Annotated in this window: 13 protein-coding genes; 9 read left to right on the forward strand and 4 right to left on the reverse strand. The window is 72.5% G+C overall.

The genetic code is table 11. From position 1 onward, the window contains the following. Positions 1-34 precede the first annotated feature (34 nt). From ACZ63I_RS04220 to ACZ63I_RS04245, 6 genes are read left to right on the forward strand one after another with little or no spacing between them, the layout of a single operon-like run. Positions 35-1,366 carry an O-antigen ligase family protein gene (locus tag ACZ63I_RS04220; RefSeq protein WP_469335549.1) on the forward strand — a complete coding sequence of 444 codons (1,332 nt, stop codon included), beginning with the start codon at positions 35-37 and terminating at the stop codon, positions 1,364-1,366. Then, entirely contained in the window at positions 1,363-3,009 is a 1,647-nt protein-coding gene (locus tag ACZ63I_RS04225; RefSeq protein ID WP_469335141.1) for a lipid II flippase MurJ, read from the forward strand. Before ACZ63I_RS04220 ends, ACZ63I_RS04225 begins: the two co-directional genes overlap by 4 nt. Further along, entirely contained in the window at positions 2,999-3,811 is an 813-nt protein-coding gene (locus ACZ63I_RS04230) for a polysaccharide deacetylase family protein (protein ID WP_469335143.1), read from the forward strand. The genes ACZ63I_RS04225 and ACZ63I_RS04230 overlap by 11 nt, the downstream gene beginning before the upstream one ends. Then, entirely contained in the window at positions 3,808-4,989 is a 1,182-nt protein-coding gene (locus ACZ63I_RS04235; RefSeq protein ID WP_469335145.1) for a glycosyltransferase, read from the forward strand. Before ACZ63I_RS04230 ends, ACZ63I_RS04235 begins: the two co-directional genes overlap by 4 nt. Positions 4,990-4,996: 7 nt before the next feature. After that, positions 4,997-5,725 (forward strand): YveK family protein, encoded by a 729-nt coding sequence (locus tag ACZ63I_RS04240; protein ID WP_469335146.1) that lies wholly within the window; start codon positions 4,997-4,999, stop codon positions 5,723-5,725. Next, positions 5,725-6,885: a GNAT family N-acetyltransferase gene (locus ACZ63I_RS04245; protein WP_469335148.1), complete on the forward strand. Its 1,161-nt coding sequence runs from the start codon at positions 5,725-5,727 to the stop codon at positions 6,883-6,885. The genes ACZ63I_RS04240 and ACZ63I_RS04245 overlap by 1 nt, the downstream gene beginning before the upstream one ends. A gap of 38 nt (positions 6,886-6,923) precedes the next feature. Here the strand turns inward: ACZ63I_RS04245 and ACZ63I_RS04250 are convergent, their stop codons facing one another. Beyond that, positions 6,924-8,174: a glycoside hydrolase family 26 protein gene (locus ACZ63I_RS04250; protein ID WP_469335150.1), complete on the reverse strand. Its 1,251-nt coding sequence runs from the start codon at positions 8,172-8,174 to the stop codon at positions 6,924-6,926. Between the two features lie 173 nt (positions 8,175-8,347). Here ACZ63I_RS04250 and ACZ63I_RS04255 point away from each other — a divergent pair, with 173 nt between their 5' ends. Beyond that, complete coding sequence (locus ACZ63I_RS04255) at positions 8,348-9,655, forward strand: carboxylate--amine ligase (protein WP_469335152.1); 1,308 nt, start codon at positions 8,348-8,350, stop codon at positions 9,653-9,655. A 159-nt stretch (positions 9,656-9,814) separates the two neighbouring features. Further along, positions 9,815-11,116, forward strand: a complete 1,302-nt coding sequence (locus tag ACZ63I_RS04260; RefSeq protein WP_469335550.1) for an NAD(P)-binding domain-containing protein — start codon at positions 9,815-9,817, stop codon at positions 11,114-11,116. A 69-nt stretch (positions 11,117-11,185) separates the two neighbouring features. On the opposite strand, the gene ACZ63I_RS04265 is transcribed toward ACZ63I_RS04260, so the two are convergent. The 3 genes from ACZ63I_RS04265 to ACZ63I_RS04275 form a co-directional block, all read right to left on the reverse strand. Beyond that, on the reverse strand, positions 11,186-12,151 hold the full coding sequence (locus tag ACZ63I_RS04265) for a chaplin (RefSeq protein WP_469335154.1): 966 nt from the start codon (positions 12,149-12,151) through the stop codon (positions 11,186-11,188). Positions 12,152-12,273: 122 nt separating this feature from the next. Next, on the reverse strand, positions 12,274-12,507 hold the full coding sequence (locus ACZ63I_RS04270; RefSeq protein WP_469335156.1) for a chaplin: 234 nt from the start codon (positions 12,505-12,507) through the stop codon (positions 12,274-12,276). 263 nt (positions 12,508-12,770) lie between these two features. Continuing rightward, positions 12,771-13,181 carry a rodlin gene (locus ACZ63I_RS04275; protein ID WP_469335552.1) on the reverse strand — a complete coding sequence of 137 codons (411 nt, stop codon included), beginning with the start codon at positions 13,179-13,181 and terminating at the stop codon, positions 12,771-12,773. Positions 13,182-13,386: 205 nt separating this feature from the next. Here ACZ63I_RS04275 and ACZ63I_RS04280 point away from each other — a divergent pair, with 205 nt between their 5' ends. Next, complete coding sequence (locus tag ACZ63I_RS04280) at positions 13,387-13,797, forward strand: rodlin (RefSeq protein ID WP_469335158.1); 411 nt, start codon at positions 13,387-13,389, stop codon at positions 13,795-13,797. Positions 13,798-13,831: the final 34 nt, after the last annotated feature.

Here is a 13,831-nt window from a genome sequence, read left to right on the forward strand (position 1 = left end):
GACGAGCCGTCAGCAGACCTTCCCCTGGCGGGAGATGCTGCGCCGCTACGCGCCGCTGCTGCCCGTCGTGGCCGTCGTCGCCCTGCTCGCCGTCCCCGCGCCGACCGGAAATGACGGTGCGTCAGGTACGGGTACGGTCGCCGACGCCGCCTCCGGGCTGCTCGTCGTCTACTGCTTCGTGCTGCTGCTGCGGCAGCGGGCCCGCCCGCTGACCCGGACGGCCGCCGTGGTCCTCGGACTGCCCGTCCTCGGTGTGTCGGCCGCCGCCGTCACCTCGTACGACCCGGCGGCCAGCCTGCCGGGAGTCGCGCGCTACCTGCAGATCTTCGTGCTCGTACCGGCCGCGCTGCTGCTGCTCGTCCGCGACCGCAAGGACCTCCGGTTCGTGGCGAGTTCCGTCGTCGCCCTCGCTCTCGTCCAGGGCGCGATCGGCGTCGTGCAGTATCTGACCGCCACCGGCGCCTCGTACATGGGCAAGGACATCAGGGCCGTCGGCACCTTCGGCCCCACCGATGTGATGGGCATGGCGACCGTCGTCGCGTACGGCCTGGTCATCTGCGCCGGCTTCGCGCTCGGCGACGACCACGACGTGCCGCGCGGACAGCGCACCCTCGCCGCGGTCTGCGCCGGGCTGCTGCTCCTGCCGCTCGTGCTGTCCTTCAGCCGGGGCGCCTGGATCGCCACCGCCGTCGCGCTCGTCCTGCAACTGGCCCTGTCCGGGCTGCGCAGGGCGGCCAGGATCGCGCTCGTCGCGGGCGCGCTCGGTGTCGTACTCGTCGGCGGGCTCGGCATCGGCTCGCAGATGATCACCGACAGACTCGACTCCATCACGCAGGTCACGGCGGCGCCCGACCAGTCCGTCACCGACCGGTACACGATGTGGGCCGCCGCCACCGACATGTGGCGCGAAGAGCCCGTCACCGGCGTCGGGTTGAAGGGCTTCCCCGCCTACCGCGACAGCCACGCCTCGCTCGCGCTGTCCTCGGGCAGCGACACCGACGGCGCCGGCGCGGGCTTCCAGCGCCAGCCGCTGCTGTCCCCGCACAACATGTATCTGCTCGTCCTCAGCGAACAGGGGCTCCTCGGAGTCGTCGCCCTCGTCGGCAGTTGGGCCGCGCTGCTGGTCTGCGCGCTGCGCAGACTGCCCGCCGCGCGCCGCTCCCGTACCGGCGCCGGCTGCGCCATCGCCATCACCGGGCTGCTGGTCTGGCAGCTCGTCGACTTCAGCTACGCCGACATCGGCGGCCCCTCGACCGTTCTGACGGCCGTGATGCTCGGTCTCGCCGCCTGCTGGGCGCTGGGCCCGATGCGTGAACAACCGCCTTCCGCGCGCGGCGAGTTCGACAAGGGGGCCGCCCACGCGTGAGCGAGACCCGGCAGTCCCCGCCCTCCGTACCGTCGCTGCCCGCCGTCCCCACCCAGCCGGGCCCGCCCGGCACGGACACCACAGGCCCGTCCTCCGGGCGGTTCCTGGCGCGGGCCGCCTTCCTGACCGCCGCGCTGACGGCGGCGGGCGCGCTGCTCGGACTCCTCCGCGACCAGACCATCGCCCATCTGTACGGCGCCGGGCCCGACACCGACGCGTTCCTCGTCGCCTGGACCGTGCCCGAGGTCGCGTCCACGCTCCTCATCGAGGACGCCATGGCGCTGATCCTCGTCCCTGCCTTCAGCCTCGCCATCGCCCGCAGGGCCGACCGGCAGTCGTCCGACCCGGTGCTCGCGCTCGTCCGCTCCACCCTGCCCCGGCTGTTCCTCGTGCTCAGCGCGGGCGCCGCCCTGCTCGTCGCCATGGCCCCCTGGGTCGTCGCCGTCCTCGCGCCGGGACTGCCCGAACCGCAGGTCGCCGTCGACTGCACCCGGCTGACCGCCACCTGCGCCTTCAGCTTCGGCCTCGCCGGGTACCTCAGCGCCGCGCTGCGCGCGCACGGCTCGTTCGTGGCACCCGCCACGATCTACGCCGTCTACAACATCGGCATCGTCACGACGATGCTCGCCCTGCGCGACCGCATCGGCGTACGGGCGGCGGCTGCGGGCGTCGCCGTCGGCGGAGTCCTGATGGCGCTCGTACAGGTGCCCGCCCTGTGGCGCAGGCTCAAGGAGCGCGCACCCGCCACCGGCGACCGGCCGGAGTCCGAGGCCAAGAGCGGACCGCCCGTCGCGCTCGGACTGCTCGCCCCCGTCATCGTCTTCGCCCTCAGCAGGCAGTCGCAGGTCCTCGTCGAACGCTTCCTCGCCGCCCCGCTGCCCGCAGGCGCCATCTCGCATCTGAACTACGCCCAGAAAGTGGCCCAGATGCCGATGACCCTCTCGCTGATGCTGTGCACGGTCACGTTCCCCGTCGTGGCCCGCGCCATGGCGGCCGGCGAGACCGACGTGGCGCGGCGGCGCGTCGAACGCGACCTGGCGCTGGCCGGGATCATCGTGCTGGTCGGCGCCGCCACCGTCATCTCCTGCGCGCCGCAGATCATCGAAGTGCTCTTCCAGCGCGGCGCCTTCGTCAAGGCCGACACCGCCGCCACCGCCTCCGTCATGCGCGTCTACGCGCTCGGGCTGCTCGGCCAGACCCTGGTCGGCGCGCTCGTCCGCTGCTACTTCTCGGCCGCGCGCCCGCTGTGGTTCCCCGCCGTCGCCATGCTGACGGGGCTCGCCGTCAACGCCGTCGCTGGCGCCCTGCTGCTGCACCTCTGGGGCGTCCTCGGCATCGCGGCAGCCAACGCGCTCGGCATCACCGTCACCGCCGCCCTGCTGCTCGCCGGGGTCGGCCGGCACAGCGTGCCCGTCCGGATCGCGCACACGACGGGCGGCCTCGTGAAGCTCAGCGCCGCCGCCGCGGCGGCCACCGGCTCCGGGTGGCTGTGCGGGGCGCTCGTCCCCTCCCCCCTGCTCGGCGCCTGCGCCGCCTGCGTCGCGGTCGCCGCGGTGTTCCTCGTCATCGCGCGCGCCCTGCGCGCCCCCGAGATCGACACCATCCTCCGTCCCGTCACACGAAGGCTCGCGCATGCCCGTTGACGACACCTCCGCCGGCCCCCTGTGGGCAGTCATGTACCACTCCGTCGCCGACCCCACCGACGACCCCTACCAGGTCACCGTCTCCCCGGCCCGGCTCGCCAGGCAGTTGGACTGGCTGCGCCGCCGGGGCCTGACCGGTGTCTCCATGGACCGGCTGCTGCGCGCCCGCGCGGCCGGGCGCGGCGCCGGCCTCGTCGGCCTGACCTTCGACGACGGCTACGCCGACTTCGCCACCGCCGCCGTACCGCTGCTGCGGCAGTACGGCTGCACCGCCACCGTCTACGTCCTGCCGGGCCGGATCGGCGGCAGCAACGAATGGGACCGGCTCGGCCCGCGCAAGCCCCTCCTCACCGAGGACGGCATCCGCGCCGCCGTGGACGCGGGGATGGAGATCGGTTCCCACGGTCTGCTGCACACCGACCTCACGGGCCCGGCCGTCGACGACGAACTGCTCGCCGCCGAGACCGCCCGCAGCCGCGCCGTGCTGCGCGCCGTCACCGGCCGCGAGGTGACCGGCTTCTGCTACCCGTACGGCGCGGTCGACGCGCGCGCCGTCGACGCCGTACGGGCCGCGGGCTACTCGTACGCCGTCGGCATCAGCCCCGGGCCGCTCACCGGCCTGTTCGCGCTGCCGCGCATCCATGTCGGCGAGCGGGACACCGCCTGGCGGATGCACGCCAAATGGGTCCTGCACCCGCGGCGCCGCCAACCCGTCGCTTACGGCCCCTATCCGGAGCCGCCGTACGCGGCGGCCGACGAACCGCTCGTCCCGGAGGGCGCCCGCGGGGAGGCGGACGGGTGAAGGTCCTGCACATCATCACCGGGCTCGGCATCGGTGGCGCCGAGCAGCAACTGCGCCTGCTGCTGCGGGAGTTGCCCACCGACAGCGACGTGGTCACCCTCACCAACCCGGGCGCGGTCGCCGCTGGCATCGTCGCCGACGGGGTGCGCGTCACCGACCTCGCGATGACCGGCAACCGCGACATCGGCGCGCTGCCCCGGCTCACCAAGCTCGTCCGGCAGGGCCGCTACGACCTGGTGCACACGCATCTGTACCGGGCCTGCGTGTACGGGCGGTTCGCCGCGCGCCTCGCGGGCGTACGGTCCGTCGTCGCGACCGAACACTCGCTGGGCGACGCCCAGATCGAGGGCCGCCCGCTGTCCCAGGGCGCCCGCGCGCTGTATCTCGCGGGGGAGCGGCTCGGCAGCGCGACCGTCGCCGTCTCCGCGACCGTCGCCCGTCGGCTGGAGCGCTGGGGCGTACGCGGCGACCGTATCCACGTCGTGCCCAACGGCATCGAGGTCGGCCGCTTCGGCTACGACCCGCGCGCCCGGCGCGCCGCACGCGACCGGCTCGGACTGCCCCAGGACGCCTTCGTCGTGGGCGGCGTCGGACGGCTGGCCCCGGGCAAACGCTTCGGGACGCTCGTCCAGGCCGTCGCCGCGCTGCCGGAAGCGCACCTGCTGATCGTCGGCGAAGGACCCGAACGGGCCGGGTTGCTGCGGCTCGCCGCGCAGCGCGGCGCCGAGCACAGGACCCTGCTGCCCGGCGCCTGCGCCGACCCGCCCGGCAGCGGCGCCGAACCGGGCTCCGACCTGCCGTCGCTGCTCGCCGCCATGGACGTCTTCGTGTCGGCCTCCCCGGAGGAGGCGTTCGGGCTCGCCGTCGTCGAAGCGCTCGCCGCCGGACTTCCGGTGCTGCACGCCGCCTGTCCTGCCCTCCAGGACCTCCCGGCGCAGGCGGCGCCCGGCGCCCGCAGGATCAGCGGCTCGATCGCGGAGCTGACCGCCGACCTGGCCGCCGAGCAGCGGCGATGCCAGCAGCGGCGGTTACGGGGTCGTGACGCGCACCGGCTGCCGGTGCCTGCCGCCGTGCACCACTACGACATCTCCCGCAGCGCACAACAGCTCATGGCCGTCTACGAGACCACCGTCGGCGGCCCGCACCCCACCCCAGACCGCACCCCATCCGAGAAGTGAGCGGCTCATGACCCAGAAAACGAGCACCCAGAAAACGAGCACCCAGCAAGCCGGTACGCGGCAAGCGAGTACGGGCCGGGCCCGGCTGAAGCGGCTGCCCGCCTGGGTCGTCGTACCGGTGGCCGCCGCTCTCGGCGCGGCGGCAGGTGCCACGTACGGGCTGGTCAGCACCCCCGAGTACACGGCGACCAGTTACGTGCTCGTCGTCCCGACCGACAAGGCCGACCCGGTGGCGGCGCTCGGCTTCGCCACCGCGTACGGGCGGGTCGCCCCGCAGGTCGCCCTCACCGGCGACGCGCAGGTCTTGGCCGGTGTCTCGGCGAAGACCCTCAAGGAGCACGTGCAGACGGCCACCTCGCCCGACGCGCCCATGATCTCCGTCACGGCGACGGCGACCCGCGCCGCGACCGCCGTGAACATGGCGGACGGTGTCGCCGAGGCGCTGGTCAGCAACGGCGGCCACCTGCAGAGCAGTACGAACGTGAAGGTGCTCCAGTTCTCCCGCGCCGTCAAACCCACCGCGCCCGTCTCGCCTTCGACGCCGCTGGCCGCCCTCGTCGGCGGCTGCGCCGGCGGACTGCTCGGCGGCCTCGCCCTGCTGGTCAGGCCGAAGCGCGGGCGCCGCGAACAGCACGTGTCGGTGCCGGGCCCGACGCAGTCGGCGTCACCCCTCTCCGCGTCCGCAGCGGCCGGAGCGCCTGCCGCGTCCGCCCAGCCACAGCCGGAAACGGTGTGATGGCCGCCGAGACGAACGCCCACCCCGCTTCGGCGCCCCTCTCCGCCTCCGTCTCGGGGTCGGTCTTCACCTCAGAGGTGTGCCGGGACAGCGACCGCTTCGGCGCGCTCGAAGCCGAGTGGACCGCGCTGTTCCGCCGCTCCAGGACGGCGACGCCCTTCCAGAGCCACTCCTGGCTGCACTCCTGGTGGCTGTCGTACGGCACCCCCGGCCGGCTGCGGATCGTCCTCGTACGCAAGGGCGACGAACTGGTCGCCGCCGCCCCCCTGATGCTGGTGCGCCGCCCGCTGCCGGTCCTCGTCCAGCTCGGCGGCACCATCTCCGACTTCTCCGACGTCCTGCTCGACGACGGCTGCGCCGACGCGGCCGCGTCGGCGCTGGCGAAGGCGCTCGCCGCTGCGGCCCGTACCGCCGTGATCGACCTGCGCGAGGTACGTCCCGGCGCAGCGGCCGAGCGCGTCTTCGGCTGCTGGGACGGGCCGCGGCTGCGCCGGGCCGACTCGCCGTGTCTCGAACTGCCCGCCGTGCCCATCGAGGAGCTGATCTCCCGGCTGCCCTCCTCGCGCGCGCAGCGGGTACGGGCCAAGCTCCGCAAGGCCGACAAGCTCGGCATCGACGAGCGCGAGGTGCCGGAGGACGAGATCCCGGCGGCCGTCGAGCGGCTGCTGGCGCTGCACCGGCTCCAGTGGCAGGGCCGCAAGGTCACCCCGGAACACCTCAGCACCCGCTTCTCCGAGCATCTGACCAGGTCGGTACGGGCCATGGTCAGTTGCGGGGACGCGCGGGTGACGGAGTTCCGGCTGGACGGCGCGCTGGTCGCCTCCGACCTGACCCTGATGTCCGCCCAACTGTCCGGCGGCTACCTGTACGGCGCCGATCCCGTCCTGCGGGAGCGGAAGGTGGATGTCGCCTCGCTGCTGCTGCGCAACGGCGCGCAGCACATCACGGCGGCCGGCGGCGCCACGCTGAGCATGCTGCGCGGCAACGAACCGTACAAGCGGCACTGGCGTCCGGAGACCGTCCGCAACCAGCGGCTGCTGCTGTCCCGGCACTGGCTGGCCCCTTCACTGCGGGCGCTCGCGGCGGGGGCGGCCGGCCGCGATCTGGCGGCCGCGCTGGTCAAACGGGTACGCGACGACGCGGGCGCCGGCAAGAACTGATCCCTTGCCGGCGCCCGCGCCACACGCGTCGGTTCAGCTCACTTCCGCAGCCAGTCGAAGCGGATGCAGATCTTGCCGCCGAGCCACGACTCCACCCACGAGCCGAGGTTGAGCTGGGTGCAGGGCCGCGGGTGCGCCGGTGTCGTCGGCTCGGGTACCGGGTCGGTCGGGACCGGAATCGTCGGGACGGGATTCGTCGGGACGGGATTCGTCGGGACGGGGTTGGTCGGTACCGGTGTCGGGTCGGGCTGCGGCTGTCCTGTGCCCTTTCCGTACAGCGCGGCGCGGAAGACCTTCGACGATTCCGGATTCTCGTCGCACTGCCATACGCCGTGCGGACAGTAATCCGTGAGTGTGTTGTACAGCGGCTTGTATTTCTCGATCCAGTCGAGCATGCCCCGCATATACGCGGGATTGTCGCCGTTGCGGAAGAGGCCCCACTCCGGATAGGAGATAGCCTTCCCGTGGGCAGCGGCGAAGTCCACATGCTGCTGAAGTCCGAAAGGCTCCTTCACCTGTTCGGCGAAGGTCCTTCCGGGCGGCTGGTCGTAGGAGTCCATTCCGATGATGTCCACGACGTCGTCGCCCGGATAGCACTCGGTCCAGGGGACGGCGTCACGTCCGCGGTTCGGAGCGAAGTCGAAACGGAACTTCTGTCCGGGCACCGCACGCATGGTGGTGACGATGCGGTTCCAGTACTTCTTCCACGCGGTGGGATTCGGGCCGCAGCGGCTCGTGTACGTGGTGCCGTTCATCTCCCAGCCGAGCACGACGACCGTGTCGTTCGCGCCCAGGTCGACCAGGTGCTTCGCCAGCGCCGCGAAGTGGCTGTCGTACGCACCCCTGGCGCCTTTGACCAGCTCACGCCGTACGTCCCGGTCCGGCACCCGCCCTTCGTTGTCCTCCAGCATGGGCACGTTGAGCACGAACACCCGGTCGTCGCGCGCCTTGCGCCACTCGGCCCAGTCGCGCAGGAAGCTCGGCTGGCCCTCGATGTTGGACCACACGTCCCCGGGGAGATAGGTGTGTCCGACCCGCAGATTCGCGCCGCCCAGCCATTTCTGCATCGCGGCGATACGGGTCACCCCCTCGGGGCCGTAATCGAGATAGGCGCCGAACGCGGGCGCGGCAGCGGCGGGCGGCGCGGGGTTTCCGGTCTTCACCGGTTCGTCAGGACCGTCAAGACCGGCCGCGAAGCTCGGAACGGGCAGCACCGAACCTGAGACAAGGAGGCCGGCCGTGACGACACCCACACAGGTGCTCGCCAGCCGTCGACGTGGATGGGACATGTCTGCTCCTCGGAGTTGAACCCTGTTCCGCGGCCTCGCGGGCCGTGGTCACGCTGATTCAAAAGTATTTCTAATAAGCCGAACGGGAACCTGGCCTGACGTTCCAGTAGCCCGTTCGTGCATTTGATCCCCCGCATGGGTCAGAGAACCCTCGACCGACCAAGGACACAGCCGTGCCGAGCTTTGACATTCGCGTCCCCGCCGTACTCATGAGGCTCGACCGGAATCCCTTCCACCACGGCACGCTCGGCGCCGTGCGCTCCCTCGGCCGGGCCGGCATCGAGGTGCACGCGGTCGTCGAGGCGGCGGGCAGCCCCGTCGGGCGCTCCCGCTACTTGCGCCGGGTGCATCTACGGCCCGACGGCAGCCCGGATCTGGCGGAGATTCACCGACTGCTGCGGACGATCTCCGACCAGCTCGGCACCCCGGCCGTGCTCATCGCGATGGACGATCTGAGCGCCATCGCCGTCGGTCGGCTCGCCGCCGAGCTGAGCGGCCGTTACCTGCTGCCTGAGCAGCCGTCAGGGCTCGCCGAGCGGGTCGCCGACAAGGCCGCGCTGGTGGACATCTGCGCCGCGCTGTCCGTACCGCACCCCCGGACCGTGGTCCCGGCTGAGGCGGCGGGCGCGGAGGGCGCGGCTGCCGCCGCCTGGTCGCTGGGCCTTCCGGTGGTGGCGAAGTGGAGCAGGCCCTGGCTGCTGCCCGCGGGGACCGGGCTGCGCAGCACCCAGGTGGTCCGCTCGAAGCGGGAGGCCAGGGAGCTGTTCGCGCGGCGGACCGAGGCGGGCAGCGCGCTGCTGTTCCAGGAGTATCTGCCGCAGGGGCGCGACCTGGACTGGTTCTTCCACGGCTACAGCGGCGCTGACGGTACGTGTCTGGTCGGCGCCGCCGGCCGCAAGGAGCGGTCCTGGCCGGTGGGCGCGGGGCTCACCGCGGTCGGCAGGTGGCTGCCCAACGCGGAGCTGGAGCGGACCGCGCGTCAGGTGGTCGCGGCGCTCGGCTACCGGGGGATCCTCGACCTGGACTTCCGGCTCGACCCCGGGACCGGCAAGTACCACCTGCTCGACTTCAACCCCAGGCCCGGGGCGCAGTTCCGGCTCTTCACCGACCGGGCCGGCACCGATGTCGTACGGGCGCTGCACCTGGATCTGACCGGCCGTACGGTCCCGGCGTCCGGCGCCGCGCACGGCAGGACGTTCCTGGTGGAGAACTACGCGCTGCTGTCCGTCCTGTCGTCGCTCATGTCGTCGGGGCTGCCGGGGGGTGCGCGGGGCGGCCCACGGCGCCGCGACGGCGGGCGGGCGCGGGGCGGGCGGGAGGTGGCCTGGTTCGCGCTGGACGATCCGATGCCCGCGTACGGCATGGCCGCCGCCTGGATCCGGCACGCGACGCGGCGCGCCGGGCGCGGGGCGCGGCGGACGGCGCCGGTCGCCCGCGCGGGCCCGGCGCCGGACACCGGCCGGACGCCCTCCGCGCAGTGACCCCGTTCCGGGGGCGGTGACGTCGTTCCGGGGGCGGTGACCTCGTTCCGAAGCAGTGGCCTCCGTCCTGCGGCAGTGACTTCGTTCCTGCGGCAGTGACCTCGTTCCGGCGGCAGTGACCCATTCCGTGCAGTGACCACACAGAAAGCGGCACACACCATGTACGACCTGGTAGTTGTGGGTGCGGGACCCTACGGTCTGTCCATCGCGGCCCATGCGGCGGCGGCAGGGCTCGATCTGCGGGTGTTCGGCAGGCCGATGGCCGCGTGGCGGGATCACATGCCGCCCGGGATGTATCTGAAGTCGGAGCCCTGGGCATCCAACTTGTCCGATCCGCTCGGCGAGTTCGACCTGGCCGCCTACGCCGCGTCCCAGGGCACCGAGTCACGGCACGGCGTGCCGCTGCCGGTCCGCTTCTTCGCCTCGTACGGCCTGTGGTTCGCCGAGCGCGCCGTACCGCCGGTCGACGAACGGCTGATCACGGCCGTACGCCCCTGCCCCGGCGGCTTCCACCTCACGACCGACGACGGCCGGTCCGTGCTGACCAGGACGGTGGCGCTCGCCCTCGGCGTGATGCCGTTCATCGACATCCCCGCGCCGCTGCGCGGACTCCCGCCCGAGCAGGTGTCGCACAGCAGCCACCACGCGGACCTCGCGCGGTTCGAGGGCCAGGACGTCACCGTCATCGGCGGCGGCCAGGCGGCCCTGGAGACGGCGGCGCTCCTCGCCGAACAGGGCACGGCGGTACGGGTCGTCGTCCGCGCCGACCGGCTGAACTGGAACACGCTTCCGCCGCCCAGGGAACGCCCGGTCGCCGAGGCGGCCCGGCGGCCGCACACCGGACTCGGCTGCGGCTGGCGCAACTGGCTCTACGCCGAGACCCCCGGCATCTTCCGCCGGCTGCCCGCGCAGACGCGGGCCCGGGTCTTCAGCTCGGCGCTGGGCCCGGCGGGCGCGTGGTGGCTGCGGGACCGCTTCGAACCTGCGGTGGGGGTGCGGCTCGGCGAGAGGGTGGCCGCCGCCGTGCCGAGCGGCGGGCGCGTACGGCTCGAACTGGTCTCCGCCGACGGGCGGTCGGAGACGGTGGAGACCGACCATGTCATCGCGGCGACCGGGTTCACGCCCGGCCTCGACCGGCTCGGTCTGCTCGACGGCGACCTGCGCGGCGCGCTGCGGACGGTGGGCGCGAGCCAGGGTCCCGAGGCGAGCGCGGTCTTCGAGTCCTCGTACCCGGGGCTGTTCCTGGCCGGGCTGCTGAGCGCGCCGTCGTTCGGCCCCTCGATGCGGTTCGTGTACGGCGCGACGTACACGGCGGAGCGGCTGGTGGCCGGGGTGCGGCGCCGGCTGGGCACGGGCGGCGGGCTGCCGGTGACGGTCCGGCAGCGGGACGTGCGGCGCGGGGCGCAGAGCCGTGCGCGGCAGCCGGCCCGTACGCCGCTGGGCAGCCCGGGGCTGTCATGAGGCGCGGGGCCTGAAGCGATGCCGGGAGAGTCCTGCGGACGACTCTCCCGGCTGTCGTGTGGTGGAAATTCAGACGCGCGCGGGCGCGGTGCTGCGGCGGTACAGGATGCCGCCGCCGAGCAGCAGCGCGGCGCTCATCGCGGCAGCCGCGAGGAGGTTGGCGTCGGCGCCGGTGTGGGCGAGCTGCGGTACGGAGGAGTTTGCCACGTCCAGGTGCGACACCGGGGCCGCCGGGGTCTCCGGGGTGTGGAAGGCGACCGGGGCGGGCGGCAGCGTACGGTCCTTGACCGGCGGCGCGGGACGCTCGGGGGCGGGGAGCGTCCGGGGGACCTCGGGCGTACCGCTCGCGCAGTTGTTGCCGAAGGCCGGGTTCAGCAGGCCGACGACGTCGACGGTGTCGCCGCAGAGGTTCAGCGGGATGTCGAGGGGAGCCTGGAGGAGGTTGCCCGACAGCAGGCCGGGGGAGCCGGCGACGGTGCTCTCGGCGGTGGCGCCGCCGCCGGTCTCGTGCCGCGAGGTCTCGTGACGCGGCGTTTCCTGACGCGGGATCTGGTGGTGCGCCGGGTGCTGGGGCGCGGAGTGGGGTGCGGCTGACTCGTGCTGCGGAGCCTGCTGGTGCTGGGGCCGGGTCTGGTGCTGCGGCTGCTGGTGCTGGTTCTGGTCGTGCTGGGCCCGCTGGTGCTGCGGCTGCTGGTGGTGCGCGGCCGGGCCCTGCTGGGCGACCGGTGCGTGGTGCACGGCCGGCGCGTGGTGGGCGACCGGCGCGTGGTGGGCGACCGGCGCGACGTGCGTCTGGCTCGTCGAGCCGCAGCCGTTGCCGAACGACGGGTTGGCGACGCCGACCGGGTCGACGGTGTTGCCGCAGATGTTCACCGGGACTTCCAGCGGCGCCTGGATGTTGTTGCCCGACAGCAGTCCCGGCGACTCGGCCGCCGCACCGCTGCTGTCCGCGGCCTGCGCGTAACCGGCGCCCATGGACAGCACGCTCGTCGCCGCCGCCGCTGTGAGCAGTCCTTTGCTGATCAGGTCTCGCATCTGGGTTCTCCTCGCTGCTGATGCTGGTAATAGCGGTCGTACCAACGCCGGGCCGGTCCCGGAGCGCGGGTGTCGCGCTCCGGGACCGGCCCGGTGGCACCCCGTGGGGTGCCTTTCCGACGTCAGGCGTTGGCGCAGACGTTGCCGAAGGCGGGATTCAGCAGGGCGATCACGTCGATGCTGTTGCCGCAGACGTTCACGGGCACGTGGACCGGAATCTGGATCACGTTGCCGGACAGCACACCGGGCGAACCGATGGCGGCGGCCTCGGCGCCCGAGTCGGCGACGGCGGGGGCGGCTGCGCCCATGGCCATGATCAGCCCGGCGACGATGGTGGCGGCCTTCTTGCACTTCATCTTGAGCCCTTTCCGCAGCGGGCAGCACGTCCGCACGACCGTCGTGGTCCGTGGGCCGCGTTCACCGGCCCTGCACATCCGCTGCGGGAACTCCAACGAGTAGCCACTACCGAGGAAACTGCCCTGGTTTAAGGCTTTTGCTCGTTCACTCGATTGCCGGGGGTGCTCAGTGGCGCTCGGTTGCAGAGGGGCGGCACACGGCAGCGCGGGCCGGCCGAGGCTTCGTTGCCTCCGCCGGCCCGCGCCGGTCCCGCTGGGCGGATCTACTCGTTGCCCACACCGTTGCCGGAGAGCACCGGGACGTCGTCCACGATGTGCGACAGCGGCTCGTCGCCCTTGGCCTGGGTCGAACCCTCGGCGCACTGCTGGTTCTGCGGGTTGGCCAGGACGTTGACGTCCTGGACCGCGACCGGCACGAGAACGCCGACGAGCGAACCGACATTGGCCTTCACCGGCAGACCGACGCACAGGTCGTTCAGCGAGCTCTGGACGAGCTCCGACTGCGGGCTCATGTCTCCGCCGGTGGCGGAGTTCCCGAAGGCGGACTTGGCGCCATTGCCACTCGCCGATGTGGTGCCGGCGTCGTTGCCGATGGCGAGCGCCTGAGGAGCCGCCATGGCGGAGGCGCCGACCACGGAGGCGGTGACCGCCGCGGCCGCCATAATCTTCTTGATCACGGTGTGTTCCTTTTCTCAAGAATGCGTGTCGTGCGTCCTGTACCAACCGCGTAACGAGTGAATGGTTCCGCTGCTTCACCCGATCGGCTTGTTCAACCCCGGTAATAGGCCGTTGGAGTGAAGTCACAGAACCAAACCCGCTCAGCGCAGTTGCTCAGTGCGCCCCGGGTACTTCCGGGCATCCTTCGGAAGGGGACTCATCGTGATCAAGAAGGTTATGGCCGGCGCAGCCGTCGCCGTGTCCGTCGTCGGTATGGGCGCCGCTGCCGCGTCGCCGGCGATGGCCACCGGCAACGACACCGGTACCACCTCAGCCAGCGGAAACTTCGCGAGCCAGACCTACGGCAACTCGGCCACGTACGGCAACATGAGCCCGCAGATGGCGCTCATCCAGGGCTCGCTGAACAAGCCCTGCATCGGTCTGCCTGCCAAGGTCAACGCCGGCTCGCTGGTCGGTCTCGTGCCGATCGCGGTCCAGGACGTCAACGTCCTGTCGTCGCCGCAGAACCAGCAGTGTGTCGAGAACTCGACGCAGGCCAAGGGTGACGAGCCGCTGTCGCACATTCTCGACAACATCCCGGTCCTGTCCGGCAACGGTGCGGGCAACAACTGAGCGACCGGCCGTATTGCCGATTGATCGCGATGGG

Source organism: Streptomyces sp. NPDC087906, from assembly GCF_055584925.1.